Origin of the sequence: Arthrobacter sp. S2(2024) (genome assembly GCF_036662515.1) — a bacterium.
Classification (GTDB): Bacteria; Actinomycetota; Actinomycetes; order Actinomycetales; family Micrococcaceae; genus Arthrobacter.
Genome location: NZ_JAYKZI010000011.1, coordinates 70,000 through 95,089, shown reverse-complemented (window position 1 = coordinate 95,089; position 25,090 = coordinate 70,000). Strand labels below are relative to the sequence as shown.

Below are 25,090 nucleotides of genomic sequence, written 5' to 3'. Positions count from 1 at the left end.
GCGGCGGCTGAACGGCACGGCCTCCGGCGCCCTGAAGCTAGCTCGAGGCGGCCAGTCCAGGCTCGGGCAGGTCGTGTGCGGCGGGCAGGCCGTCCAGGGGACGTCCTGCGAGGGTGCTGGCCACCCACAAGGAGCGCGCAAGGTCGCCCTCATGCCGTGGCTTTCGGGCATACCACAGGGCGTTTTCGACCTCGCGAACCAGGCTCCATTCGCGGGCCGCTTCGCCGTCCAGGCCGGCCGCGCGGCTGAAATCCGCGCAACGCTCCAGGAGCGCAACCTCCGGGGCCGTCGTGGAGAGGTCGCGGATACGGTTCCACAAGATCGGGGCGACGGCGAACTCCGCCTCACCGATCTTTGGTTGCGGATCGATCGCCACGTATGCGCGCCTTCCGGCGGCCCGGGCGCCATTGAGGTGGGGGAGGATGTTCATGAAATGCAGGTCGCAATGGACCAGGACGTCCGTGCCCGCCCGCCGTCCGACAGCGCCCCGGGTCTGGCACACCTCCAATGCGGCTTCCAGGAGCCATCGGGGGAAGGGCTGGCCAAGGTGCTCCCAGTCCGCCGGCAACTCATCGCTCCAGCGCTCGGCACGTGCCGCTATATGCTCAAACTCTTTCCACTCGGGCCGCTCGTCGGGTTCGATGCTGAGTTCCTTCACGAGCGATCCCCACACGTCGCGGGCTTCGTCCATCGGGGCGCCCTGTAGCCAACTGACGGCGTCGAGCCGCTCCAGGAGCATCGCGCAGGACGCGGCATCGGCGTCGAGCATCCTGACGGCCCCGGTGCCGCCCCACAGGGCCAGCGCGTGCCGTTCAACGAGGGCCTCCTCGTGCGGGAACGCTATCTTGAGCACCGAACGGGCGCCGTTGTAGAGGACCGGAATGACGATGCCGCCGTGGCCATTCCAAGGTTGCCCGCCGGGTTCCAGGTCAACGGACAGCCGCCAGCGTTCCAAGCTGGCATTGATCAGTCCGGGCAACCCTGCGAGCCACGCCCGCCCCTCCGCTGTGCGGGAGTAGCGTGCCTGGAGGTCGCCAGGGATCGAAACGAAGGTAGACATCACTGTCAGCCTACCCAAGCCGGTCCGGGGATGGTTCAGACCACTCCGGAGGAGCCCAGGAGGCTTCCGATGAAGAACGTCGCAGCAAGCGCAAGGGCTCCGCCGATGACGACCCGCACGGCGGCGCGGGTCTTCGAGCTGCCGCCGATCCACGCCCCGATCGCTCCCGTGATGGCCAAGGCGAGCAGCACGGAAATGAAGGTCAGCGGTACACGCAGTCCCGGAGGCGGGAGCAGGATCGCGAGCATCGGCAGTACCGCGCCGAGGGTGAAGGCAATGGCGGACGCGAAGGCCGCATGCCAAGGGCTCACGATGTCGTCCTCGTCGATGTTCAATTCGGCGGAAAGGTGGGCCGCCAAGGCGTCATGCTCCGTCAACTCCGCGGCCACTTTCCGCGCTGTTTCAGGCCGCAGTCCCTTGGCCTCATAGATCGCAGTCAATTCCGCGAGCTCTTCTTCGGGTTCCTCGGCGAGCTCCCGGCGTTCCTTCTCGATGAGGGCCTTTTGGCTGTCACTTTGGCTGCTGACGGAGACGTACTCGCCGAGTGCCATGGACACCGCGCCGCCCACGAGTCCGGCGGCTCCGGCAGTGAGGATCGCGCCGGTGTTCGTGGTGGCGCCGGCGACACCCACCACGATGGCGGCGACGGAGACGATTCCGTCATTGGCGCCAAGGACGCCTGCCCGGAGCCAGTTGAGCCGGTGGGCGAGGTCGTTGGCGTGTGGTTCGTTCTCGTGCAGGGCTGCAGTTTCGATGGAAGCCATGGTACAAGCCAAGCACTTGGAATCTGCTGCCGCCAGCAAAGAAAGGCTTTCCTATGGACCCGGAGTGCTGCTCGGCAGCGGGGGCAGCGCCTTGCCGTCGACCGCAAGGCCAGCGAAGGGACCAACCGGGGTTCCCCAGGCCTGGCTGCGTTTGGCGGCGTCCACGAGCCCGTCGATCGCCCATTGGCGCGTCTCGCCCTCCGACAACGCGACGAGGTCGGCGTAGGCAGTCAGCGAGCTGGACTCCATGCTCCCGAGCGCCAGCCCGGGTTTGGCGGCGAAAGTCGCAGGCAGGCGATAGCCGGCTTCCCGCGGGGGCGTGGCGATGCAGTGCAGCCGGCCCCGGGCCTCCGCTCCGCGGAGCAGCTCCTGGTGGCGCGCCAACCACGTGCTTGCCGTCGCCGACGCCTTCGCGTCCAGCTTGGTCAGGGCCACTTGGTATGCATAGATCGCCTCCTGTTCCGAGCTGACGACGGCGGCAAGGGCTCCGGGCAGATCGGCCTGGGTGGGCGCCGTTCCGGGTGTCGGCGCCGTCGTCGAGGTGCCCGTTGAGGCAGGGCAGCTCGGCGGCGGTGCCGGGGCGGCACTCGCCCCGGGCGGGGTCGCTGGTAGCGGCAAGCCCCAGTTCGTGGCAAGCCGCGATGACTCAAGCAGTTGGGCGGTCCCGACGGCGGCAAGCAGCCGGGCCATGCCGCCGTCGGCATTCGCGGCGTCCGCCAAGCGACGGGAAGCGCTCGCGGAGAGCGCGGAGACGAAGCCAGCCCGCGTTGGGCGGTCCTGCGTGGCACGGAGGCTGGCGGAAGCCGTGGGAGTGCTCGACGCCGACGAGCCGGAAGGTTGCAGCAGCGCCTGCGCCTGGCTTGTCAGCAACATCACAGTGTCGGTGCTCTCCAGGAGCGATGCGCTGCCCAGGAGCGTCTCGGCCGAAGAGAGCGCTTCGGAACGGGCAGTTTCGGAAAACGGCACCGCCTGGGGCTTTCCAACGTCCCGCGGGACAAGCACGGCGCCGACTCCGAGGACAAGGACTGCGAGGAAAGCCAGCAGGAGGGTCCTCATCCAGCCATGGCTCCGTGGTTTCTCAACAGTCTCGTGGTTCACAACAGACTATGGTGTCACGCCCACAGGCAACTTGCGTCCCCGCGGAGGGACCCCGTGCACCACGCCGCCGCAAATGTCGTTAAGCTAGTAGTCACAACATCATCTATCGGGAGGCGGCTGGCCAGTGAGTCATTCGGAAGCCACGACTTCAACAGACCAGGCTGGAACGGATCCGACGAGTCCAGCACAACACGAGGTCCGCAACCCCGAGGAGAGCAGGCTGAAGGCCCTTCTGGAGCCTGCCGTCCTGGCGAGCCGGCTCTATCTTGAGGATGTTGCCATCCACGTTGCCGGTTCGCACCGGGTAGTCCACGTGGTCATCGACCTGCCCCAGGAGGAAACCGGCGGCGTCAGCCTGGACGTCATCGCGGAAATCTCCAGGGCGCTCTCGGACATCCTGGACAACGATCCCCGCACCGACGGCCGCCCCTACGACCTCGAGGTCTCCTCGCCCGGCGTCGGGCGCCCCCTCACGGAGCCCCGCCACTGGCACCGGGCCCGCGGACGCATGGTCAAGGTCAACGTGATCCAGGGTGAGAACCTGACGGGCCGCATCCAGTCCGTCGACGACGACGGCGTCACGCTGGTTCCCGAGCAAGAGGTCAAGAAGGGCATGAAGCCCAAGCAGGGCGAACCCGTGAAGATTCCTTTCGACAGGATCCGCCAAGGAAAAGTCGAGATAGAGTTCAGCCACCTCAACGAGGCCGTGCTGGAAGACGAGTACAACGGACCTTCCGAGGAGGCCTAATGGATATTGACATGAGTGCGCTGAGACTCCTGGAGCGTGAGCGTGAAATCCCGCTGGACCTCCTGATTCCCACCATTGAGCAGGCGCTCCTGGTGGCATACCACAAGACGCCGGGCGCCTTCGAGAAGGCCCGTGCGGAGCTGGACCGCAAGAGCGGGCACGTGACCATTTGGGCCACGGAAATCGACGACGACGGCGAAGCCATCGGCGAGTTCGAGGACACTCCTGCCGGATTCGGCCGCATTGCGGCGAGCACCGCGCGGCAAATCATCCTGCAGCGCCTGCGCGACGTCGAGGACGACAACGTCCTCGGCGAATTCAAGGGCCGTGAAGGCGAACTCGTCGCCGGCCTGATCCAGCAGGGCAACAACCCGCACATGATCCAGGTGAACCTCGGTTCCGTGGAAGCACTGTTGCCGCCGCCCGAGCAGGTGCCGGGGGAGAAGTACACCCACGGCAACCGCCTGCGTGCGTTTGTGGTGGACGTCCACCGCGGCGCCAAGGGACCCTCCATCACGCTGTCGCGTTCACACCCGGGCCTTGTCCGGAAGCTTTTCGAACTGGAGGTCCCGGAGATCGCGGACCGATCCGTCGAGATCGTGGCATTGGCACGCGAGGCCGGACACCGGACCAAGATGGCCGTCAAAGCCAACACCCCGGGCATCAACGCCAAGGGTGCCTGCATCGGTGAAATGGGTTCCCGCGTCCGCGCGGTCATGACCGAACTCAATGACGAAAAGATCGACATCGTCGACTTCAGCGACGATCCGGCGACCTTCATCGCCAACTCCCTTTCGCCGTCGCGCGTGAATTCCGTCACTATCACGGACGAAGCCACGCGTTCGGCCCGCGTGGTTGTTCCCGACTACCAGCTCTCCCTCGCCATCGGCAAGGAAGGCCAGAACGCCCGCCTCGCAGCCAAGCTGACCGGCTGGCGGATCGACATCGTCTCTGACGCCACTCCGGCCAAGGGCAACTAAATAGACCAAACGGTGCCCGGCCCCGGATCCCCGCAGCTTGTGGATTCGGTGGCCGGGCACTCGGGGGCTTAGAATGGATGGAACCGGGCCTATGCCCGGTATCCGTGCGCTTTGGCGTGCTCGCGGCTTGTGGGGCAATAATCCCGGCAAGTCGAGGGTGGGCGCCGAGCCAAGCAGAACCGCAGAAGACAGGCAAAGACACTGAGGCAGGTTGATACACCCAGTGACTGAACTGCTTCACACCAGGCACCAGCCTGTGCGCACCTGCATCGGATGCCGGAAACAAGGCAAGCGGAGCGAGTTGATCCGGCTTGTCGCCGAAGGCGGCGGGTCACCCGTCGTCCTGGTGGATGAACGACGCCGGATGGCTGGCCGGGGTGCGTGGCTGCACCCCAGCACCACATGCCTGACGCTGGCAAGCAAACGGCGTGCTTTCGCTAGGGCCCTCGCGGGCGCAAGTGAAGTCACCGCCGTCGAACGCTACCTGGCGGCAGTCATATCCCCTGCGGACACCCACGTGAAAGCAGGAAAACCGTCCAAACCTGAAAGCGGGTCAGAAAACTGATGGAAACCCGATGAGTTCCCAGCGATGAGTGCGCAACGATGACAACTTTGTTGCGCTCTGCACAGGGCCTATCCGCCGCGTTAGCGGCAGGGGCCCGCAGTAAGAATTAGACGGTTCGTGCCTGGCTCGGTGCGGACCGAGACAGGAGAAATGTGGCCAAGGTCCGCGTACATGAGCTCGCCAAAGAGCTCGGTATTACTTCCAAAGATGCAGTGACAAAACTGCAGGAATTGGGCGAATTCGTTCGCTCCGCCTCTTCGACAATTGAGGCACCGGTCGTGAAGAAGCTTCGCGACGCCTATCCGGGCGCCGGCGCTGCGAAGGCCGTTGCCCCGGCAGCACCTCGCGTTGCAGCCCCCGCGGCACCCGCTGCCCCTGCTGCACCGGCAGCATCCCGCCCGGCTCCGGGCCCCGCTGCGCCCAAGGCTCCGGTTCCAGCCCCCAAGGCTGAGACCCCCGCCCCGGCGGCGCCTGCGGCTCCCGCAGCCGCAGCAAGCCCCGTTTCCGCCAAACCGGGTGCCCGTCCGGCACCCAAGGCCGAAGCCCCTGCCCCGGCACGTCCGGGCAGCCAGGCACCGCGGCCAGGCGGCCCCCGTCCGGGCAACAACCCGTTTGCGACCTCGCAGGGCATGCCCCGCGGCCGTGGCGACGGCGAGCGTCCTCCCCGTCCGGGCAACAACCCCTTCGCAACTTCGCAGGGCATGCCGCGTTCCGGTGGCCGCACTGACGGCGAGCGTCCCGGCGGTCCGCGTCCCGCGGCCGGCGCAGGCGGTCCCCGCCCCGCAGCCGGTTCCGGTGGTCCGCGTCCGGGTGCTCCGCGCCCCGGTGCTCCCCGTCCGGGCGCTCCGCGTCCGGCAGGTGGCCCCGCAGGAAACCGTCCCAGCCCGGGCATGATGCCCAACCGCACCGAGCGTCCCGCTCCCGGTGGCGCAGGCCGTCCGGGCGGCGCTGGCCGTCCCGGTGGTGGCGGCCCCGGCCGTCCGGGTGGCGCTCCTGGTGCAGGCACCGGTGGCGGAGCTCCCGCCGGCGGTGGCTTCGGCAAGGGCGGCCGCGGACGCGGCGGTACCCAAGGTGCCTTCGGCAAGGGTGGCGCAGGACGCGGCAAGCAGCGCAAGTCGAAGCGTGCAAAGCGTCAGGAACTGGAGCAGATGAGTGCTCCGTCGCTGGGTGGCGTATCCGTACCCCGCGGCGACGGCAACACCGTAGTCCGGCTCCGTCGTGGCTCGTCCATCACGGACTTCGCCGACAAGATCGAGGCGAACCCCGCTGCACTGGTGACCGTGCTGTTCCACCTCGGTGAAATGGCAACGGCTACGCAGTCGCTGGACGAGGACACCTTCGGCCTGCTCGGCGCCGAACTCGGCTACAAGGTACAGGTTGTCTCTCCGGAAGACGAAGAGCGCGAGCTCCTCGACTCGTTCGACATCGATCTCGATGCCGAACTGGAAGCCGAAGGCGACGACGTCCTCGAACCGCGTCCGCCGGTTGTCACCGTCATGGGTCACGTTGACCACGGTAAGACCCGATTGCTCGACGCTATCCGGAAGACCAACGTGGTTGCCGGCGAACACGGCGGCATCACGCAGCACATCGGTGCCTACCAGATCAGCCACGTCCACGAAGGCACTCCGCGCGACATCACCTTCATTGACACCCCGGGTCACGAGGCGTTCACCGCCATGCGTGCACGTGGTGCCAAGGTCACCGACATCGCCATCTTGGTTGTCGCAGCCGACGACGGCGTCATGCCGCAGACGGTGGAAGCACTCAACCACGCACAAGCGGCCAACGTGCCGATCGTCGTCGCGGTCAACAAGATCGACAAGGAAGGTGCGAACCCGGACAAGGTCAAGGGCCAGCTCACCGAGTACGGCCTGGTTCCCGAAGAATACGGTGGCGACACCATGTTCGTTGAGGTTTCTGCCCGCCAGAACATCAACATTGACGAACTGATCGACGCCGTGCTGCTGACCGCAGACGCCGCTTTGGACCTGCGCGCCAACCCGGACAAGGACGCTCGAGGCATTGCCATCGAAGCGAACCTGGACAAGGGCCGCGGCTCCGTGGCCACCGTCCTGGTCCAGTCCGGTACCCTGGCCGTCGGTGACACGATCGTGGCCGGTACGGCCCACGGCCGCGTCCGTGCCATGTTCGACGAAGACGGCAACGCCCTCGACGTCGCGCTTCCGTCCCGTCCGGTCCAGGTCCTGGGCCTGTCCAACGTACCGCGTGCAGGCGACACCTTCCTGGTGACCTCCGACGAGCGTACGGCCCGCCAGATCGCTGAAAAGCGCGAGGCAGCCGACCGCAACGCGGCACTGGCCAAGCGCCGCAAGCGCATCAGCCTCGAGGACTTCGACAAGGCTGTGGCCGAAGGCAAGATCGACACCCTCAACCTCATCCTCAAGGGTGACGTTTCCGGTGCGGTCGAAGCCCTTGAAGACGCCCTGCTCAAGATCGATGTGGGCGACGAAGACGTTCAACTGCGCGTCATCCACCGCGGTGTGGGTGCCATCACGCAGAACGACGTCAACCTCGCCACGGTGGACAACGCCATCATCATCGGCTTCAACGTCAAGCCCGCCGAGCGCGTGGCTGAACTGGCCGATCGTGAAGGCGTGGACATGCGCTTCTACTCCGTCATCTACTCGGCAATCGATGACATCGAGCTGGCCCTCAAGGGCATGCTCAAGCCGGAGTACGAGGAAGTCCAGCTCGGTACCGCAGAGGTCCGCGAAGTCTTCCGTTCTTCCAAGTTCGGAAACATCGCCGGTTCGATCGTGCGCTCGGGCATCATCCGCCGTAACACGAAGGCCCGCGTCAGCCGCGATGGCAAGGTCATCGGCGACAACCTCACCGTTGAGACGCTCAAGCGCTTCAAGGACGACGCCACCGAGGTCCGCACGGACTTCGAGTGTGGTATCGGTCTTGGCTCGTACAACGACATCAACGAAGGTGACATCATCGAGACCTTCGAGATGCGCGAAAAGCCGCGCGTCTAAGGTATTCGCTTTTGCGCGGGGTGCCTCCGAATTGTGGGGGCGCCCCGCCCCTACGCTGGGCGGCCCGGGATCTACGATCCTGAGCCGCCCAGCTCCGGTAGGCCCGATGCCACTCCCGGGCGCCCCCACAACTCTCCGGCATCGTCATAGACTCACCTCAGGTGCGTGGCAGCTTATGCAGACTCAACATTGCGAGCCGCCACCGCGCCGTCGTACGCAAATTTTAGGAGTAGAAATGGCTGATCCGGCACGCGCTGCCAAGTTGGCGCAGCGGATTAAGGTTGTTGTTGCTGAGGCACTGGGCCGGCGGATCAAGGATCCTCGGGTTGAGGGCATCACTATTACGGATGCCCGCGTCACCAACGATCTTCAGCACGCCACCGTGTATTACACCGTCTTCGGCGACGAAGCCGCCCATTCTGATGCTGTTCGGGCGTTGGAGAAGGCCAAGGGTGTTTTGCGCCAGGAAGTGGGCCGCAACATCACCGTGCGGCTGACTCCGACCTTGGAATTCGTTGCCGACCTCATCCCGGTCAACGCCTCGAACCTTGAGGAGCTCTTGCGCACCGCCAAGCAACGCGACGCCGAGGTGGCCGCCCTGGCCGCCGGCGCCAAGCACGCCGGCGACGCAGACCCGTACAAGAGCGATGCCCCGCAGGATGCGGACATCGACGAAGACGATTTTGACGAAGAAGACATCGACCTCCGTGCCGATGAAGACATCGACGAAGACGGCGGCAAATAGTCCGGCGCTTCCCGGGTGGGGCCGGATCCGCAGTTCTCGCGACTGCCGGATCCGGTCCTGCGTGTTTAACCGTGAAAAGCCGGGCCAAAATGCTGGCCCGTCGCTAAGATCGGAGCATGGCGGCCCACGATGCAGCTCAGAGTCCCGAAGACTACCTTGAACACGCCGTGCGGCTCGCGGTTCAAAACGTGGCCGACGGCGGCGGCCCTTTCGGCGCCGTCGTGGTCACCCCGGACGGACGGCTCCACGACGGCGTCAACCGGGTCACCCGCGACAACGACCCCACAGCGCACGCCGAAGTAGTGGCCATCCGGCGGGCCGCGTCGGAACTGGGGAGCTTCAACCTCAGCGGCTCGGTGCTCTACTCAAGCTGCGAACCGTGCCCTTTGTGCCTCTCGGCGGCCCTATGGGGCCGGGTCAGCCGCGTCTACTTTGCCGCCGATCGGCACGGGGCAGCGGCCGCAGGCTTCGACGATGCCGTGTTCTACGAATATTTCGACGGCAACAGGCCCGACCTGCTGCCCGTCCAACACACTGACGTTCCTGCATCCGAGGCTCCCTTCGATGCCTGGCGCGGGCACAAGAACCGGACCAAATACTGAGGCTCACGTCCGCGCCGGGAGACGCCCGACGCCGTCGAGCAGTTGCTGCTGGTCACCGCACAAAGCGATCCTGATCCATCCTTCGCCGATGGAACCGAACGCGGTTCCCGGTGCCACGGCCACTCCAGAGTCCGCCAAGAAGGTGCGCACCCAGGCACGCACGTCCCCGCCGCTCACATGCGAGACGTCCGCCCAGAGGTAGAAAGCTCCCTGGGCGCCCAGGAAGGGAATGCCCTTCCGGGCAAGCACCGCCGAGGCGGCATCGCGGTTGGAACGGTAGTGCTCCCGTGCCGTGTCCACATAGTCCTGCGGGCCGGTCAGCGCCGCGACGGCAGCGTACTGGGACGGCGAAGCCACGCAGGAAACGATCGCTTCCATGACGTTGTTCATCTTCCGTTCGAGGCCCGGCGGGCAAATGAGTGCGCCGATCCGCAGTCCCGTCAGCCCGTACGTTTTGGACAAGGTCAGGGACGTGAAGACCCGGGCCTCCCCGGGAACGGCGCTGTCGAAGCGGGCGGGACTCGTGTGCGGAACGTCGAAGGTGAAGGCTTCGTAGCATTCATCCGAAATGATCCACAGATCGTGTTTGACGGCCAATTCCACGAGCTCGCGCGTCGTTTCCTCGCAGATCACTGCGCCCAGGGGATTGGACGGCGAATTCAGGACCAATACCTTGGTGCGCGGCGTGATCAGGGCCTCGATGTCCTCGATGCGGGGTTGGAACTCGTGCTCCGGGTAGAGCGGATACTGCACCGGGACGGCGTGCAACAAATGGCTTGTCATGGCAAAAGTCGGGTAGCCCGGATTGGGAATCAGGATCTCGTCGCCGGGGGAGAGGAGCAGGCTCATGGCGAAGTGCAGTCCCTGCTGGGCTCCGTCCACGACATATACGCGCTCCGCCCCGATATCCACCTGGTTGTGGGCACGGAAGCGGTCGGCGAAGGCTTCACGCAGCGCCGGGATTCCGGCATTGGGGGTGTAGTTGGTCTCGTCCCTGTCCAGGCAAGCGATCCCCGCGTCCAGGATGTGCCGGGGCAGCGCGAAGCCCGGCTCGCCGATGCTGAGGACGATCGCCCCGGGGGTGCTCCAGGCCGCCTCGGTGATCTCGCGGATCTGGTTCACGGGCACTTCGCGGACGTGTGCGGCAAGCTGAGGCATGGGAGCCATCTTAGCCGCGGTCCCGGAGCGTCCAGGGAAGCCGCGGGCCGCAGGATGCATGCCCCGGCGCGGATATACTGGGAGGCGTGCTTTCTGGACTGGTAATCGTTGACAAGCCGCAAGGATGGACCAGCCACGATGTGGTTGGACGGATGCGGCGACTGGCCGGTACCCGGAAAGTGGGCCATGCGGGGACCCTGGATCCCATGGCCACGGGGGTGCTTGTGCTTGGCATCAACAAGGCCACGCGATTGCTGACCTACATCGTGGGCACCTCCAAGACGTACTCCGCCACCATCCGGCTCGGTGAATCAACCATCACGGACGATGCCGAGGGCGACATCACCGCAAGCCGCAGCGCCGCCGCAGTCACTGAGGACGCCATCCGTTCCGGCGTCGCGCAGCTGAGCGGCGAGATCCAGCAGGTCCCCAGCAGCGTCAGCGCCATCAAGGTCAACGGCGAACGGTCCTACGCGCGCGTGCGTTCGGGGCAAGAGGTCAAGCTCGCCGCCCGGCCCGTGACCATCCACCGTTTCGAGATCCACGCCATCCGGAGGGTCGACGACGGCAGGATAGTGGACATCGACGTGACCGTCGAATGCTCCTCAGGCACCTACATCCGCGCGCTGGCACGCGACCTGGGCGAGGCTCTCGGCGTCGGCGGCCATCTGACGGCGCTGCGCCGCACCCACGTGGGGCCGTACTCCCTGGAGCAAGCCCGCACCCTCGAACAGCTTGCCGAGGATCTGGAAGTCCTCGACATGTCCGCCGCCGCCCGGGCGCTCATGCCCAACCGGGAACTGAGCGACGCCGAAACCACCGAAATCTCCTTTGGCCGCAGGATCGCCGCGGGACCCGCTGCCGGCACGGCCGGCGCGGCCACCGCCGAGAACCCGGCTGCCGCGTTCTCTCCGTCAGGGGAGCTGGTGGCGCTGTTGGCCGATGCGGGGAGCTTCGCCAAGCCCGTCCTGGTGTTCGCCCCCGACAACGAAAAGCAGGCACAGTAACCATGGACGGATACTTTTACGCTGTCCTGATAGTGGGCCTGTTGTCCACCATCATTTGCGTCGCGGCCGGCATCATGAAGAAGGCTCCCAACGACGTCACCATACTGTCGGTTGCCGCCGTCGAACTCGTCCTGCTGGTCTATCTGGTGGGATCGATCATCCGCGTGGCGATGGGTGAAAAGATCGCGGGGGAGCCCTGGGAATTCTGGGGCTACATCATCACGGCGCTGATCCTCCCCGTCGTCGCGGTGTACTGGTCCATCCTGGAGCGGACCCGTTGGAGCAATTTCGTCATGGGCGCCGTGGGCGTCACCGCATTGGTCATGGCGGCCCGCATGAACCAGATCTGGTACTGACATTGGAAGAAGCACACGAAGTGACTGTTGAAACCACCGGGAAGAAGAACCGGGACACCCGCAACACGGGGCCCGGGAGGCTGCTGATTGCGGTCTACGCGGTGTTCGCGATCTCGGCCACGGCCCGTGCCGGCTACCAGATCCTGACCAAGTTCTCGGATGCTCCCTTGGCCCACATCCTCTCGGCTTTCGCCGCCGTGGTGTACATCGTGGCGACGGTCTCCCTCGCGAAGCCAGGCCGCACGTGGTTCAAGGTGTCCCTCGCGGCCGTCCTTGTTGAGATGGTCGGCGTGGTGGTGGTTGGCGCCATCAGCCTTTTCGATCCGGTGGCTTTCCCGCACGACACTGTGTGGTCCTTGTTCGGACGTGGATACGGCTTTGTGCCGTTGATCCTGCCGGTCCTGGGACTACTGTGGCTCTACCGTCGGCGTCCGGCACCACTCACGCAGTAGAAATCGGAGCTCCGCCACCGGGCAAGGGCGCCGTGGGATAGCGGGTAACCTTAGAGAATTCCGGCGCCGGAGCAGGCACCGGGCATAGTGAATACCAGCAGTAAAAGGCGAGGTTGATGGTCCACATCTGGAACGATCCCACCGAGGTCCCCGAGGATTTCGGTCCCAGCGTCGTGACCATCGGCAACTTTGACGGCGTCCATCGCGGACACCAGCAAGTGCTGACGCAACTGTTGCGCACGGCAAAGCAGCACGGTGCGCGGTCCGTCGTCGTGACCTTCGATCCCCACCCGGCACTGGTCCATCGGCCCGACTCCGCTCCGGAGCTCCTCATGGGGCTGCAGGACAAGCTCGATGCCCTGGCCGGCACGGGCGTGGACGCCGTCCTCGTCATGAAATACAACCTCACGCTTGCCGCCATGACGCCCGAGGAATTCGTCGTCAAGGTCCTGCTGGACGGGCTTCACGCAGCACATGTCGTTGTGGGCCACGATCTTCGTTTCGGCGTGGGAAATTCCGGCGACGTCGGCACCATGCAGGAATTGGGCAAGGAACTCGGATTCGGCGTCCACGTGGTCAACGAGTTCGGCGCGGAAGGCTTTCCAGTACACGACGACGGCGGCACGGACCGCCGCTGTTCCTCCACCTGGGTGCGCGAGGCCCTTGCCGAAGGCGACGTCGAGACCGCGTCCGCCGTCCTCGGCCGCCCGCACAGGATGCGCGGCGAAGTGGTCCATGGCGCTGCGCGCGGACGCGCCCTGGGCTTTCCGACCGCAAACCTCGACCACGGCGCCACGGGCTACGTACCGGCGGACGGAATCTACGCCGGCTGGCTCGTGGACGAATCCGGAACCCGCTGGCCAGCCGCGATTTCAGTGGGTTCCAACCCCACGTTCGACGGCGTGAGCCGCCAGGTGGAAGCGCACGTGATCGACCGCCCCGAGGAGGCGGTGGAGGACTTCAACCTCTACGGCCAGACCGTCGTGGTGGAATTTACGGCGCGGCTGCGAGGCATGGTGGCCTACCGCGGACCTGAGGCCCTGGTGGAACAGATGCGGCTGGACGTCGTCCAAGCCCACCATCTTCTGCTGGACAAGTAGCCCCCTACCGTGAGCGTTGAGAAGAACACCCGGCCACTCGACGAAGGCATCGTCAAGGACTTCAGCTCACGCATGAGCTACGCCTCCTACCTGCAGCTGCCCGTGCTGCTCAGCGCCCAGCAACCTGTCAGCCAGCCTGAACACCATGACGAACTCCTGTTCATCATCCAGCACCAAACCACCGAGCTCTGGCTAAAGCTGGTCCTGCACGAACTCCGCAGCGCGGCCGCCTGGCTCCGCCAGGACGACCTCGGCTCCGCGCTCAAGGCCATCGCCCGGGTCAAGCACATCCAGAAGACGCTCACCGAGCAATGGTCGGTGCTCGCCACGCTCACCCCCACCGAGTACTCCCAGTTCCGTGGCTTCCTGGGCAATGCCTCCGGCTTCCAGTCGAGCCAATACCGCGCGGTCGAGTTCATCCTCGGCAACAAGAACGCCAAAATGCTGCCAGTGTTCGAATCGGATCCGGAGTCCCGGACCATGCTGGAGGAGCTCCTGAATGCCCCGAGCATCTACGACGAATTCCTGGCTTACCTGGACCGGCATGGCTACGACGTTCCGCGGTCCGTCCTGGACCGGGACGTCACCCAGGCCCACGAGTTCGCCCCCGAGCTCTTGCCTCTTTTCAAGCACATCTACGAACATGCCGCAGACAACTGGGCGGCGTACGAAGCGTGCGAGGAACTGGTGGACTTGGAAGACAACTTCCAATTGTGGCGCTTCCGGCACCTCCGCACGGTGCAGCGGACCATCGGCATGAAGACCGGAACCGGAGGCTCGAGCGGTGTGTCCTTCCTGAAGAAGGCCCTTGACTTGACGTTCTTCCCTGAGCTTTTCGCCGTCCGGACCGAGATCGGGCAGTGAGCGGCGGCCGTCGTTGACGAGGCTTTGATGAGGGTCACACGGCAGCTTTCGACAAGATTGCCGGGCTGCCGGTAAACTGAGGGATGGATCCGGCTGCAGTCCGTGGCGGCTGGACCTGTTTTGTGTGCGGTCATCGGCGCATTACAACCCGGCAGCGAGGCGCTGAATCGGGACGCACGGCACAACTCTAGGAGTTCACGTGGCACTTGAAGCCGCTGTTAAGCAGTCCATCATCGAGGCATACGCAACGTCCAAGGGCGACACTGGTTCGCCGGAGGTCCAGATTGCAGTCCTGACTCAGCGGATCAAGGATCTGACTGAGCACATGAAGGAGCACAAGCACGACTTCCACACCCAGCGCGGTCTGCTGGCCATGGTTGGTCGTCGCAAGCGCATGCTGGGCTACCTCAAGAAGACTGACATTGCCCGCTACCGTGCGCTCATCGAGCGCCTCGGCCTGCGCCGCTAGTTTGACTTCGGGCGGCCCGATCCTCCGCGGAACGGGCCGCCTTTTCTCCATAACTAAATCCAACACTTAACAGGAGTTCAACCGCATCGCGCATTCGCGGTCCTCGGTAGTGATCCCCGGGAGCAGCCTTCTGTGATGAAGGCACAGCCCGTGGGTCTCGATCGATGACCGGGTGTCGTACAGGCCAGGAACAGACGCTGGCCTGGGTCGATGCGGGAGGACTTCCGCTAAACAAGAAACGGAGGTGACTCTCAATGGAGGGTCCCGAAATCCAGTTCTCAGAAGCCATCATCGACAACGGCCGCTTCGGCAAGCGTGTAATCCGCTTCGAAACCGGCCGCCTCGCCAAGCAGGCAGCCGGCGCCGCGATGGTCTACATCGACGAAGACACCGCACTGCTGTCCGCAACCACCGCAGGAAAGTCCCCGCGTGAAGGCTTCGACTTCTTCCCGCTGACCGTCGACGTCGAAGAGCGCATGTACGCCGCCGGCCGCATCCCGGGCTCGTTCTTCCGCCGTGAAGGCCGCCCGTCCACCGAAGCCATCCTGGCTTGCCGCCTCATGGACCGCCCGCTGCGTCCCGCGTTCGTCAAGGGCCTGCGCAACGAGGTCCAGATCGTCGTGACCGTCCTGGCGATCAACCCGGACGAGCTCTACGACGTCGTGGCCATCAACGCCTCGTCCATGTCCACCCAGCTCTCCGGCCTCCCGTTCTCCGGCCCGATCGGCGGCGTCCGCGTTGCCCTCATCGCCGACGAACAGGGCACCGAATGGGTTGCCTTCCCGAAGCACTCACAGCTCGAGAACGCCGTCTTCAACATGGTTGTTGCCGGCCGCATCGCCGGTGACGACGTCGCCATCATGATGGTTGAAGCCGAAGCCACGGACAACTCCTGGAACCTCATCAAGGAACAGGGCGCCACCGCTCCCACCGAAGAGGTCGTTTCCGAGGGCCTCGAGGCTGCCAAGCCGTTCATCAAGGCCCTGTGCGAGGCCCAGGCTGACCTGGCCGCCCGCGCTGCCAAGCCCACGGTTGAATTCCCGGTCTTCCTGGACTACCAGGACGACGTTTACGCCGCTGTTGAAGCCGCCGCTGCGGAGAAGCTTGCTGCTGTCTTCCAGATCGCCGACAAGCAGGACCGCGACAACGCCTCCGACGAACTCAAGGACGAAGTCCTTGGCGCCCTCGCCGGCGAGTTCGAGGGCCGCGAGAAGGAACTGTCCGCAGCCTTCCGCTCCTTGACCAAGCAGGTTGTCCGCCAGCGCATCCTCAAGGACCAGATCCGCATCGACGGCCGCGGTCTGACGGACATCCGCCAGCTGACCGCCGAGGTAGAGGTCCTGCCCCGCGTTCACGGTTCCGCCATCTTTGAGCGTGGAGAAACCCAGATCATGGGTGTCACCACGCTGAACATGCTCAAGATGGAACAGCAGATCGACTCGCTGTCTCCTGTCACGCGCAAGCGCTACATGCACAACTACAACTTCCCGCCGTACTCCACCGGTGAAACCGGCCGCGTCGGCTCCCCGAAGCGCCGCGAAATCGGCCACGGTGCACTCGCAGAGCGCGCCCTGGTTCCGGTTCTGCCGTCCCGCGAGGAATTCCCGTACGCCATCCGCCAGGTGTCCGAGGCCCTCGGCTCCAACGGTTCGACGTCGATGGGTTCCGTCTGTGCCTCCACGCTGTCCCTGCTCAACGCAGGCGTTCCGCTGAAGGCCGCCGTTGCCGGTATCGCCATGGGCCTGGTTTCCGACCAGGTTGACGGTCAGACCCGCTACGCTGCCCTGACCGACATCCTCGGCGCCGAGGACGCTTTCGGCGACATGGACTTCAAGGTTGCCGGTACTTCCGAGTTCGTCACGGCCATCCAGCTAGACACGAAGCTCGACGGCATCCCCGCATCGGTCCTGGCCGCAGCCCTGAAGCAGGCCCGCGAAGCCCGCCTGCACATCCTGGACGTCATCAACGCCGCCATCGACACCCCGGACGAGCTCTCCGAGTTCGCACCGCGCGTGATCGCCGTCAACATCCCCGTTGACAAGATCGGTGAGGTCATCGGCCCCAAGGGCAAGATGATCAACCAGATCCAGGAAGACACCGGAGCCGACATCTCCATCGAGGACGACGGCACCGTCTACATCGGCGCCACCAACGGTCCGTCTGCTGAAGCAGCCCGCGCCGCGATCAACGCCATTGCCAACCCGCAGATCCCGGAAATCGGTGAGCGTTACCTGGGCACGGTCGTCAAGACCACCACCTTCGGTGCGTTCGTTTCCCTGACCCCGGGCAAGGACGGCCTGCTGCACATCTCCGAGCTGCGCAAGCTGGCCAGCGGCAAGCGCGTGGACAACGTCGACGACGTCGTCTCCGTGGGCCAGAAGATCCAGGTCGAGATCACCAAGATCGACGACCGCGGCAAGCTCTCCCTCTCCCCGGTTGTGGCCGAGGAAGAAGGCGCCGTCTCCGAGGAAGCTCCCGCCGAAGAGGCTGAAGTTTCCGCCGAGTAGCCTGAACCGGCAAACACGCGGCAGGACCGGTGGACATGTCCACCGGTCCTGCCCGGTTTTAACAACGGATTCCCGTCCCGGGGGCGATGCGCCCGCTGGTACGATTGCAGCCAGATTTGGCACCCATGATTTCCCGCAGAACTGAAAGGTCTTGATGACTGTCGTACCCCTCCCATTGGCGCAGACCGTGCCCGGCGGCGAATTGATCCATGGCGCCGAAGGCGGCTCCGTTGTCCGGCGTTCAGTGCTTCCGGGAGGCGTCCGGGTGCTCACAGAGGCCATGCCCGGGCAGCGATCCGCAACCATCGGATTCTGGGTGGGTGTCGGTTCCCGGGACGAGGCGGACGGCCAGCACGGCTCCACCCACTTCCTTGAGCACCTCTTGTTCAAAGGCACCAAGAAGCGCACAGCCCTGGAGATCGCGTCCGCTTTCGACGAGGTCGGCGGTGAATCGAACGCGGCCACCGCGAAGGAAAGCACGTGCTACTTTGCGCGGGTGCTGGACACAGATCTTCCGATGGCTATCGACGTCATCGCGGACATGATCACCGGCGCCGTGCTGGATCCTGCGGAACTTGAGCAGGAACGCGACGTGATCCTTGAGGAAATCGCCATGGACAGCGATGACCCCACCGACGTCGCACATGAAAACTTCGTGGCCGCAGTGCTCGGTGTGCATCCGCTGGGCCGACCGATCGGGGGCACCCCTGCCGCCATCAAGGCTGTGTCCCGCGATTCGGTGTGGGCACACTACCAGCGCTACTACCGGCCGGACGAAATTGTCATCACCGCCGCTGGCGGCCTGGACCACGACATCGTGTGCCGCCTCGTGCTCGATGCCTTGCGGACGGCCGGGTGGGAGCTGAAGGAGACCGCTGCCCCCGTTGAGCGCCGCTCCACCGAGCGGGCGGACATCACGGGTACCGCAGGACTGCATGTGATCAAGCGTCCCGTGGAGCAGGCCAACATCATCATGGGTTGCCCCTCGATCGTGGCCACCGACGATCGGCGCTTCGTGATGAGCGTCCTGAACGCTGTCCTTGGCGGTGGCATGTCTTCGCGCCTCTTCCAGGAGATCCGCGAAAAGCGGGGCCTCGTCTACTCCACCTATTCCTTCGCCTCCGCCTATGCTGACGCAGGCTACTTCGGCATGTACGCCGGCTGCACGCCGTCGAAGGTCAAGCAGGTCCTGGAACTCCTGGGCGCCGAGCTGGACAAGCTCGCTGCCGACGGAATCACGGACGAGGAACTGCGCAAGGCCGTCGGCCAATTGTGCGGCGGAATCGTCCTGGCCCTTGAAGACACCGGTTCGCGGATGTCCCGCCTCGGCCGCGCCGAGCTCGTCTCCGGCGAATTCCAGGACATCGACGAAACGCTGGACCGCATCAAGGCCGTCACCGCCGAGCAGGTCCAGGAACTCGCCCGGGTGCTCGCCGAAGCCCCCCGCACCGTAACCGTCGTCGGGCCCTTTGAGGAAACCGAGACGTTCGGCCTCTGAACCCGCGTCCGGGTGGGGAAGGCTGGACGCGCCTGCTCGATCGGGAACATGATGGTGACGTATCCATCGTCCCGCGCAGGAGTCGCCATGAACGAGCCATTGAAGAGTCATGCACACACTGCGCTGGAGGCATTCCTGGGTCATTGGCGGGGGAGCACCGAGCTTGCGGCCTCGCCCTGGGGACCCGCCCGGACCGCCGACGCCGAGGTGACCTTCTCGCGCGCGGCGGGAGGCTACGCCTTGGTGCAGAGCTACCGGCACATCGAGCCTGACGGCACCCATTTCGAGGGCCACGGTGTCTTCACCGTTGACCCGGACCACGGAGAGACCCTCTGGTACTACGTGGACAGCATGGGCCGGCCACCGGAAGCTCCGGCCCGCGGGCATTGGGAGGACGGCACGCTCAGGCTTGAGCGGCGTAGTCCTCGCGGGACCGCGCGCCACACCTTCAAGGTGGACGGCGGCGTGCTGACCCACACGGCGGAACTGAGGCTCGGGGATGCCCCGACGTTCAGCCCGTTCATGGTCTCTGTGTGCAGGCGCGTCTAAGGCACACGTCCGGCAGGCACAGCGTTCAGAGGACCTTGGCCTCCAACGACTCAACGATCCGCGCATCCGGCATGCCGTCGAGCGAGGCCGGCCTTCCAGGTCCACTCCACACCCGTGTCCGCAAGGTGTCCAGCATTGATTCAGCGCGCTCCCGCTCGGCGAAATCAAGCTCAATCAGGACCCGCTGGGAATCGTCCACGGGCTTGGAGACCCTGTACGAAACAACGCCGGAGCCGGCGCGATCTGCCGGATCCGAGTCGAACGACCGCTTCCATGCGTCGAAGTCGTTCACGGCGTGTTCGATCAGGAGGGTGTACATGGCTGTTCCTTTGCTGTTGCGCGGATAGGCACAGCGTAGGCTCCTTGGACCCCGGGAGCCACCCTCCGGCCGTGGCCGGCTCAGCCCCCGGCAAACGGCGGGAGGACGTCGACGACGTCGTCCGCACCGAGGGCCGCCGAATGGTCGCGGACCGCTATCTCGTTGCGCAGGAAGCTGCTGCGCGAAATGATCCGGGCCAGGGGCGGCGTGCCGGCCGGTGGTTCCGGACGTTCGACGGCGAGCACGGCCGCGATCAGCCCGTCCAAGCTGGTTCCGTCCGGGAGATCGTGGTGTTCCTCTTCGACGCCTGCCGCGGCGCGCGCGGCAGCGAAGTATCTTACGAGCAAAGCCTCAGCCTCCGATGGCGCTCATGCTGCGGTCTGGTTGGACGAAGTCGGGTGCGCCGAGGCCGGTGTGGTCCATGCCGTGTGCTTTGGGTTTGATCCACATGGCGTCCTGCCAGCGTTGGGCGAGTTCCTGGTCGCTGGCCCCGGCCCGGAGCAAGCCGAGGAGGTCGAATTCTTCGCGGGAGAACAGGCAGCTCATGATCTTGCCTTCGGCGGTGATCCTTGTGCGCCGGCAATCGGAGCAGAACGGTTCGGTGACGGAGGCGATGATGCCGACGGTGCCCAGGAGCGGACCGGTGGCTTGGACGGATGCCGGGTCCCGCCGTCGTACTTCGAATCGTTCCGCCGGTGCGCCGTCGCGTTCGCGCGGGTCCGGGGCCAGCACGAAGTCGCGGGAAAGCAGTTCGCGGATCTCGGCTGCCGTGATCATGTCGCGCCGGGTCCAGCCGTGGTCGGCGTCCAGCGGCATTTGTTCGATGAAGCGCAGTTCATAGCCGCGCTCCACTGCCCAGGCCAGGAGCTCGGGGGACTCGGCGTCGTTGATTCCGCGCATGAGGACGGCGTTGATCTTGACCGGTCCCAGGCCTGCGGCCCAGGCGGCATCGACGCCGGACAGGACCTTGTCCAGGAAAGGCCGCCGGGTCAGCTTCGCGAAGGTTTCTTCGTGGAGGGAGTCGAGGGAGACGTTGATGCGGGTGAGTCCGGCTTGCTTGAGCGCTGCTGCTTTCTTGTCGAGTCCGACGCCGTTGGTGGTCATGGAGATCGGCAGATCGGGGTGCGCCTCGCGGAGGGCCGAAATAATATCCACCAGGTCGGCGCGGACCAGGGGCTCGCCTCCGGTGAGGCGCAGTTCGCGGACCCCGAGGTGTTCGACGCCGATCCGCACCAGCCGGACGATCTCGGCGGCGGTCATCACGGCTTGTTTGGACAACCATTCGAGGCCTTCGGCCGGCATGCAGTAGGTGCAGCGGAGGTTGCATTTGTCGGTCAGGGACAAGCGCATGTCGGTGGCCCGGCGTCCGTAACGGTCGAACAGGCCCGGAGGAGTTCCGGCAGGGCGCGGCGGAGGAGCAGACACGCTGCTTCCCGTCCCATCGCCCGTAGGGGGCAACGGCATGCCTAGCTGAACACTCATGGGTTCAGGCTACGCCAGGCAGGACCCGAGCGTGATATCGGCCACCAGTCACGTTCGTCATCCGCTCCCGTGGAAGGCAACGCAAGAGGTGACTTCTTACGGAATGCATACGGTTGGCCCGTGGACGCCCGGAACACGTACCGCGGGCACCACGCGAATCTATGCTGAAGGTGTGAACACGCAGCCCGCCCCGCACGGTGCCGACGTCGGCAATCGGCGCATCCTGCTGGTCGAAGACGAACAGACCATCGCCGACGTCGTCCGGGACTACCTGGTCCAGGCAGGCTTCCAAGTCGATCTCGCGGGCGACGGCTTCACCGCGCTGAGCCTCGCGGCCGCCAGGCGGCCCGACCTTGTCATCCTGGACCGGATGCTGCCCGGACTCGACGGCGTGGAAGTGTGCCGCAGGCTCCGCCTGGCCATGAGCGTACCGATCATCATGGTGACCGCCCTCGGCACGGAAGACGACCGGATCCTGGGATTGGAAAGCGGAGCGGACGACTATGTCACCAAGCCCTTCTCGCCCCGCGAGTTGGTCCTCCGCGTGAAGTCCGTCCTGCGCCGGAGCATCCGGGAATTCAGCCCGGAACCGCCAGTCGAACTCGCCGGCTTCGAATTGGATCCTGCCTCGCGCACAGTGCTCCAGGATGGCAAACCCCTGATGCTTACGGTGCGTGAGTTCGATCTGCTGGCGTTCCTCCTCCGCCGGCCCAACCAGGTGTTCAGCCGCGAGGATCTCATCAAGGCAGTGTGGGGTTGGGACTTCGGGGATTTGTCCACTGTGACCGTCCACGTGCGTCGCTTGCGGGAAAAGATCGAAGACAACCCCACCACCCCGGTGCTGCTCAAAACGGTCTGGGGAGTCGGCTACCGCTTTGACGCGAAGGAAGGTGGACATGCAGCCGGCTGAAATGTTCACCATCCTGGGCTGGATGCTGTTGTGGGCTGTCCTCATCGGCGCCTTGACCCTTGCCTTGCTGCGTTTCCTGCGTGGCGCGTCGATCCTCGTCCAGATTTGCCTCGTGGTGGTGGCCACCGTTGCCGTCCTCGTGGCAGGGATGGTGAGCGCCTTCAATGCGATGTTCATTTCCGCCCTGGACCTCGAAGTCATGTGGTACATCCTCGGGGTAGCCTCGGCCGTGGCGATCGCGATTTCCCTGGTCCTCGGGGCCGGGGTGTCCCGCAATGCGATCCGGCTCGTCGCAGCAACGCGGCGCCTCGGCAGCGGAGAAGCCCTCGATGGCTCCTTCCTGCCACAATCGGGATCGCGGCGGGCCGGACCGGCAATGAACTCCGAGCTCGCCCAGCTAGCCCAGGAACTCGAAGCGAGCAGCGTCAAACTTGAGGAATCCCGGCGACGGGAAGCCGCCGTCGAAACCGCCCGCCGCGAACTGGTCTCCTGGATCTCGCACGACCTCCGGACCCCTTTGGCCAGCATGCGGGCCATGGCCGAAGCGCTGGAAGATGGCATGGCCTCCGACATCCCCGCGTACTACCGCAAGATCATCGCCCAGACGGACCAGATGGCGGTCATGGTCAACGACCTCCTGGAACTGTCCAAAATCCAGGCGGGAACGCTCCGCCTGAGCGCAGAATCCCTCGACCTCTACGACCTCGTGAGCGACGCCATCGCCGATCTCGCGCCCCTCGCCGCCCAACGCGGCATCCGGCTCGACGGCGGCGGCGACCGGGAGTGCATGGCCGTCGCGGACGGCCCCAGCCTGGGACGGGCCGTCCGGAACGTGCTGCTCAACGCGATCATCTACAGCCGGCCCGACGGCGGGGTCATGGTTCGCGTCGGACGCGACGGGAGCGACGCCGTCGTCGACGTCGTGGACAGCTGCGGAGGCATCGACGAGGAGGATCTCGCCCACGTTTTCGAGACCGGCTGGCAAAAGGACCGTTCCCGGGGAGCGGGGAAGCCTGTCGAAGGGGGTCCACCGCGATACAGCGGAGCAGGCGTGGGGCTCAGCATGGTGGCAGGCATCGTGAAGGCTCACGGCGGCACGGTCACGGTGGCGAACACCGGCGAGGGCTGCCGATTCACGCTCCGCCTTCCGTCGGGTGCACAGGCCGCCCCGGCCCACGCCGAGGTATTTCCGAAGCAGACAGTCCACGCGGAAACCGTTCCGTCAGAGAGCCCCAAACAGGCAGGCACATTATGAGCAGGACCACTTCGAAGAAAGCCGGTACCAGGACGGCCGTCCGGTGGGCGGCGGCGTGCGGCGTGGTGGCCATCGGGTTCGGGGTGGCGGCCGGCGAGTTGCTGGCCGGGTTCCTGAGCCCGTCCGTTTCACCGGTCACCGCGTTGGGCGGTGTGGTCATCGACGCCGTGCCGGGTTGGGCCAAGGAACTGGCCGTCAACCTTTTCGGCACCGCCGACAAACTTGCCCTGATTGTCAGCATCGCCCTGGTGACCTTGGTCCTCGCCGCGGTAGCAGGACTTCTGGAGTATCGGCGAAAAGGAGCGGGGCTGGCGCTCGCCTTGCTCGCTGGAGCTGCGGGGCTGGCTGCAGTGCTGACCCGTGCCCAAGCCGCGCCGACAGCCGCAATTGCCCCCGTCGTGGCCACGATCGTCACCATGCTTTTCCTCCGGCTCCTGATCCAGCGGCTGGAAACCTGGCGACCCGTGCCCGTTGCAAGCGACATGCCCTTGGCGCGCCGAAGCTTTATGCAATTGCTGGGTGGAACCGCGATAGCAGCGGCGGCGGCGGGGATCGTCACGACCCTCGTGCGGAGGGCGGGAACGGTGGCATCCGATTTCCGCCGCGGGGTGGCGCTTCCTGCCCCGGTGACGCCCCCGCAAAAGGTTCCCGACGGTGCCGCCCTCACCTTGGCGGGCCTGCAGCCGCTCGTCACGCCGAACCCCGACTTCTACCGGATCGACACCGCGCTGATCCCGCCTGCCGTGAATCCGCCGGACTGGACCCTCAAGGTGACTGGCCTGGTGGAACGCGAAGTCACCTTGGATTTCGCCACCCTGGTGACGAAACCGATGATCGAGCGTCACGTGACCATCGCTTGCGTATCCAATGAAGTCGGCGGAGACCTGATCGGCAACGCCCTCTGGCTGGGCTGGCCGGTCCGCGAACTCCTCGCCATGGCCGGACCGAAGCCTGGTGCGGACATGGTGCTCTCCCGCAGCACTGACGGCTGGACCGCCGGAACCCCCCTCGAGGCGCTCACCGACAACCGGGACGCGATCCTCGCCGTCGGAATGAACGGCGAACCCCTGCCGCTGGAGCATGGCTTCCCCGTCCGGATGGTCGTCCCGGGCCTCTACGGCTATGTTTCGGCCACCAAATGGCTGACCGAACTGAAGGTGACGCGTTTCGCCGACGATCAGGGCTACTGGGTCCCTCGCGGTTGGAGCGACCACGGTCCCATCAAGACCCAGTCGCGCATCGACGTGCCCCGGGACGGCCGCTCAGTAAAGGCTGGAACGGTCCAGTTCGGCGGTGTCGCGTGGGCTCAACACCGCGGCGTTTCCCGGGTGGAGCTGCGCGTCGACCGCGGCAAGTGGCAGGAAGCCAAGCTCGCGCCGGGGATCTCGTCGGATACGTGGTACCAATGGCAGCTGGGCCTTGAGCTGGGCTCCGGGAACCATGAAGTCCAGGTCCGTGCCACCGATGCCACGGGTACGCCGCAGCCCGAAGCCCAAACTCCCGTCGCCCCGGACGGCGCCACGGGGTTCCACACCATCCATGTCATCGCCAACTGACATTAGGCTGTGAAAGTCTGAGCGAACCAATCCGGGAGGAACCC

25 protein-coding genes are annotated in these 25,090 nt (G+C 65.5%); 18 read left to right on the top strand and 7 right to left on the bottom strand.

Features of this window, described 5'->3' with window-relative positions:
• Nucleotides 1-37 precede the first annotated feature (37 nt).
• Genes VLA65_RS17760 through VLA65_RS17750 form a run of 3 tightly spaced genes read right to left on the bottom strand, consistent with a single transcriptional unit; the run spans nt 38 to nt 2,880 of the window.
• The gene (locus tag VLA65_RS17760) at nt 38-1,060 is read right to left on the bottom strand and encodes an aminoglycoside phosphotransferase family protein (RefSeq protein WP_332603271.1); all 1,023 of its coding nucleotides are present in this window, start codon (nt 1,058-1,060) and stop codon (nt 38-40) included.
• 35 nt (nt 1,061-1,095) lie between these two features.
• The gene (locus VLA65_RS17755) at nt 1,096-1,824 is read right to left on the bottom strand and encodes a VIT1/CCC1 transporter family protein (protein ID WP_234753091.1); all 729 of its coding nucleotides are present in this window, start codon (nt 1,822-1,824) and stop codon (nt 1,096-1,098) included.
• A 51-nt stretch (nt 1,825-1,875) separates the two neighbouring features.
• Nucleotides 1,876-2,880: a DUF4439 domain-containing protein gene (locus tag VLA65_RS17750; protein WP_332603270.1), complete on the bottom strand. Its 1,005-nt coding sequence runs from the start codon at nt 2,878-2,880 to the stop codon at nt 1,876-1,878.
• Nucleotides 2,881-3,046: 166 nt separating this feature from the next.
• On the opposite strand from VLA65_RS17750, the gene rimP reads away from it, so the two are divergent.
• The 6 genes from rimP (at nt 3,047) to VLA65_RS17720 (ending at nt 9,564) form a co-directional block, all read left to right on the top strand.
• A complete protein-coding gene (rimP, locus tag VLA65_RS17745) occupies nt 3,047-3,670 on the top strand; it encodes a ribosome maturation factor RimP (protein WP_059387824.1) in 624 nt (207 codons plus the stop codon).
• Nucleotides 3,670-4,650, top strand: a complete 981-nt coding sequence (gene nusA / locus VLA65_RS17740) for a transcription termination factor NusA (RefSeq protein ID WP_059387823.1) — start codon at nt 3,670-3,672, stop codon at nt 4,648-4,650. The genes rimP and nusA overlap by 1 nt, the downstream gene beginning before the upstream one ends.
• Nucleotides 4,651-4,873: 223 nt before the next feature.
• Nucleotides 4,874-5,215, top strand: a complete 342-nt coding sequence (locus VLA65_RS17735) for a YlxR family protein (RefSeq protein WP_332603269.1) — start codon at nt 4,874-4,876, stop codon at nt 5,213-5,215.
• A gap of 152 nt (nt 5,216-5,367) precedes the next feature.
• Nucleotides 5,368-8,217 carry a translation initiation factor IF-2 gene (gene infB, locus VLA65_RS17730; protein WP_332603268.1) on the top strand — a complete coding sequence of 950 codons (2,850 nt, stop codon included), beginning with the start codon at nt 5,368-5,370 and terminating at the stop codon, nt 8,215-8,217.
• Between the two features lie 235 nt (nt 8,218-8,452).
• On the top strand, nt 8,453-8,962 hold the full coding sequence (gene rbfA / locus VLA65_RS17725; RefSeq protein ID WP_236816645.1) for a 30S ribosome-binding factor RbfA: 510 nt from the start codon (nt 8,453-8,455) through the stop codon (nt 8,960-8,962).
• Nucleotides 8,963-9,078: 116 nt separating this feature from the next.
• Complete coding sequence (locus VLA65_RS17720) at nt 9,079-9,564, top strand: nucleoside deaminase (protein WP_284989356.1); 486 nt, start codon at nt 9,079-9,081, stop codon at nt 9,562-9,564.
• Between the two features lie 3 nt (nt 9,565-9,567).
• Here VLA65_RS17720 and VLA65_RS17715 read toward each other — a convergent pair whose 3' ends face one another.
• A complete protein-coding gene (locus tag VLA65_RS17715; protein WP_332603267.1) occupies nt 9,568-10,722 on the bottom strand; it encodes a pyridoxal phosphate-dependent aminotransferase in 1,155 nt (384 codons plus the stop codon).
• An 86-nt stretch (nt 10,723-10,808) separates the two neighbouring features.
• On the opposite strand from VLA65_RS17715, the gene truB reads away from it, so the two are divergent.
• From truB to VLA65_RS17670, 9 genes are all read left to right on the top strand, one after another.
• The gene (gene truB, locus VLA65_RS17710; RefSeq protein WP_332603266.1) at nt 10,809-11,729 is read left to right on the top strand and encodes a tRNA pseudouridine(55) synthase TruB; all 921 of its coding nucleotides are present in this window, start codon (nt 10,809-10,811) and stop codon (nt 11,727-11,729) included.
• Nucleotides 11,730-11,731: 2 nt separating this feature from the next.
• Nucleotides 11,732-12,085 (top strand): hypothetical protein, encoded by a 354-nt coding sequence (locus VLA65_RS17705; protein WP_284989353.1) that lies wholly within the window; start codon nt 11,732-11,734, stop codon nt 12,083-12,085.
• 2 nt (nt 12,086-12,087) lie between these two features.
• The gene (locus VLA65_RS17700) at nt 12,088-12,537 is read left to right on the top strand and encodes a hypothetical protein (RefSeq protein WP_059387818.1); all 450 of its coding nucleotides are present in this window, start codon (nt 12,088-12,090) and stop codon (nt 12,535-12,537) included.
• 116 nt (nt 12,538-12,653) lie between these two features.
• A complete protein-coding gene (locus VLA65_RS17695; protein ID WP_284989351.1) occupies nt 12,654-13,637 on the top strand; it encodes a bifunctional riboflavin kinase/FAD synthetase in 984 nt (327 codons plus the stop codon).
• Between the two features lie 9 nt (nt 13,638-13,646).
• Complete coding sequence (gene kynA, locus VLA65_RS17690) at nt 13,647-14,501, top strand: tryptophan 2,3-dioxygenase (protein WP_332603265.1); 855 nt, start codon at nt 13,647-13,649, stop codon at nt 14,499-14,501.
• A gap of 199 nt (nt 14,502-14,700) precedes the next feature.
• A complete protein-coding gene (rpsO, locus tag VLA65_RS17685) occupies nt 14,701-14,970 on the top strand; it encodes a 30S ribosomal protein S15 (protein WP_028266602.1) in 270 nt (89 codons plus the stop codon).
• A 254-nt stretch (nt 14,971-15,224) separates the two neighbouring features.
• Nucleotides 15,225-17,477 carry a polyribonucleotide nucleotidyltransferase gene (locus VLA65_RS17680; RefSeq protein WP_284989349.1) on the top strand — a complete coding sequence of 751 codons (2,253 nt, stop codon included), beginning with the start codon at nt 15,225-15,227 and terminating at the stop codon, nt 17,475-17,477.
• Nucleotides 17,478-17,631: 154 nt separating this feature from the next.
• Nucleotides 17,632-18,975, top strand: coding sequence for a M16 family metallopeptidase (locus tag VLA65_RS17675; protein ID WP_306962822.1), 1,344 nt, complete (start codon nt 17,632-17,634; stop codon nt 18,973-18,975).
• 87 nt (nt 18,976-19,062) lie between these two features.
• Complete coding sequence (locus VLA65_RS17670) at nt 19,063-19,524, top strand: DUF1579 family protein (protein WP_284989347.1); 462 nt, start codon at nt 19,063-19,065, stop codon at nt 19,522-19,524.
• Nucleotides 19,525-19,549: 25 nt separating this feature from the next.
• Here the strand turns inward: VLA65_RS17670 and VLA65_RS17665 are convergent, their stop codons facing one another.
• From VLA65_RS17665 to moaA, 3 genes are all read right to left on the bottom strand, one after another.
• Nucleotides 19,550-19,843, bottom strand: coding sequence for a hypothetical protein (locus VLA65_RS17665; protein ID WP_306962826.1), 294 nt, complete (start codon nt 19,841-19,843; stop codon nt 19,550-19,552).
• Nucleotides 19,844-19,923: 80 nt separating this feature from the next.
• Nucleotides 19,924-20,190, bottom strand: coding sequence for a MoaD/ThiS family protein (locus tag VLA65_RS17660; protein WP_284989345.1), 267 nt, complete (start codon nt 20,188-20,190; stop codon nt 19,924-19,926).
• A gap of 4 nt (nt 20,191-20,194) precedes the next feature.
• The gene (gene moaA, locus VLA65_RS17655) at nt 20,195-21,325 is read right to left on the bottom strand and encodes a GTP 3',8-cyclase MoaA (protein ID WP_332603264.1); all 1,131 of its coding nucleotides are present in this window, start codon (nt 21,323-21,325) and stop codon (nt 20,195-20,197) included.
• 172 nt (nt 21,326-21,497) lie between these two features.
• On the opposite strand from moaA, the gene VLA65_RS17650 reads away from it, so the two are divergent.
• From VLA65_RS17650 to VLA65_RS17640, 3 genes are read left to right on the top strand one after another with little or no spacing between them, the layout of a single operon-like run.
• Complete coding sequence (locus VLA65_RS17650) at nt 21,498-22,235, top strand: response regulator transcription factor (RefSeq protein WP_284989343.1); 738 nt, start codon at nt 21,498-21,500, stop codon at nt 22,233-22,235.
• Complete coding sequence (locus VLA65_RS17645) at nt 22,222-23,490, top strand: sensor histidine kinase (protein ID WP_332603263.1); 1,269 nt, start codon at nt 22,222-22,224, stop codon at nt 23,488-23,490. Before VLA65_RS17650 ends, VLA65_RS17645 begins: the two co-directional genes overlap by 14 nt.
• A complete protein-coding gene (locus VLA65_RS17640) occupies nt 23,487-25,046 on the top strand; it encodes a molybdopterin-dependent oxidoreductase (RefSeq protein WP_332603262.1) in 1,560 nt (519 codons plus the stop codon). Before VLA65_RS17645 ends, VLA65_RS17640 begins: the two co-directional genes overlap by 4 nt.
• Nucleotides 25,047-25,090: the final 44 nt, after the last annotated feature.

Coding starts and splice junctions, on each gene's coding strand:
- nusA (WP_059387823.1), top strand. CDS start 3,670: ATGGATATTGACATGAGTGCGCTGAGACTCCTGGAGCGTGAGCGTGAA.
- VLA65_RS17675 (WP_306962822.1), top strand. CDS start 17,632: ATGACTGTCGTACCCCTCCCATTGGCGCAGACCGTGCCCGGCGGCGAA.
- VLA65_RS17705 (WP_284989353.1), top strand. CDS start 11,732: ATGGACGGATACTTTTACGCTGTCCTGATAGTGGGCCTGTTGTCCACC.
- VLA65_RS17645 (WP_332603263.1), top strand. CDS start 22,222: ATGCAGCCGGCTGAAATGTTCACCATCCTGGGCTGGATGCTGTTGTGG.
- moaA (WP_332603264.1), bottom strand. CDS start 21,325: ATGAGTGTTCAGCTAGGCATGCCGTTGCCCCCTACGGGCGATGGGACG.
- VLA65_RS17695 (WP_284989351.1), top strand. CDS start 12,654: ATGGTCCACATCTGGAACGATCCCACCGAGGTCCCCGAGGATTTCGGT.
- VLA65_RS17715 (WP_332603267.1), bottom strand. CDS start 10,722: ATGCCTCAGCTTGCCGCACACGTCCGCGAAGTGCCCGTGAACCAGATC.
- VLA65_RS17760 (WP_332603271.1), bottom strand. CDS start 1,060: ATGTCTACCTTCGTTTCGATCCCTGGCGACCTCCAGGCACGCTACTCC.
- VLA65_RS17720 (WP_284989356.1), top strand. CDS start 9,079: ATGGCGGCCCACGATGCAGCTCAGAGTCCCGAAGACTACCTTGAACAC.
- VLA65_RS17680 (WP_284989349.1), top strand. CDS start 15,225: ATGGAGGGTCCCGAAATCCAGTTCTCAGAAGCCATCATCGACAACGGC.
- VLA65_RS17640 (WP_332603262.1), top strand. CDS start 23,487: ATGAGCAGGACCACTTCGAAGAAAGCCGGTACCAGGACGGCCGTCCGG.
- VLA65_RS17670 (WP_284989347.1), top strand. CDS start 19,063: ATGAACGAGCCATTGAAGAGTCATGCACACACTGCGCTGGAGGCATTC.
- rbfA (WP_236816645.1), top strand. CDS start 8,453: ATGGCTGATCCGGCACGCGCTGCCAAGTTGGCGCAGCGGATTAAGGTT.
- VLA65_RS17665 (WP_306962826.1), bottom strand. CDS start 19,843: ATGTACACCCTCCTGATCGAACACGCCGTGAACGACTTCGACGCATGG.
- VLA65_RS17755 (WP_234753091.1), bottom strand. CDS start 1,824: ATGGCTTCCATCGAAACTGCAGCCCTGCACGAGAACGAACCACACGCC.
- VLA65_RS17750 (WP_332603270.1), bottom strand. CDS start 2,880: ATGAGGACCCTCCTGCTGGCTTTCCTCGCAGTCCTTGTCCTCGGAGTC.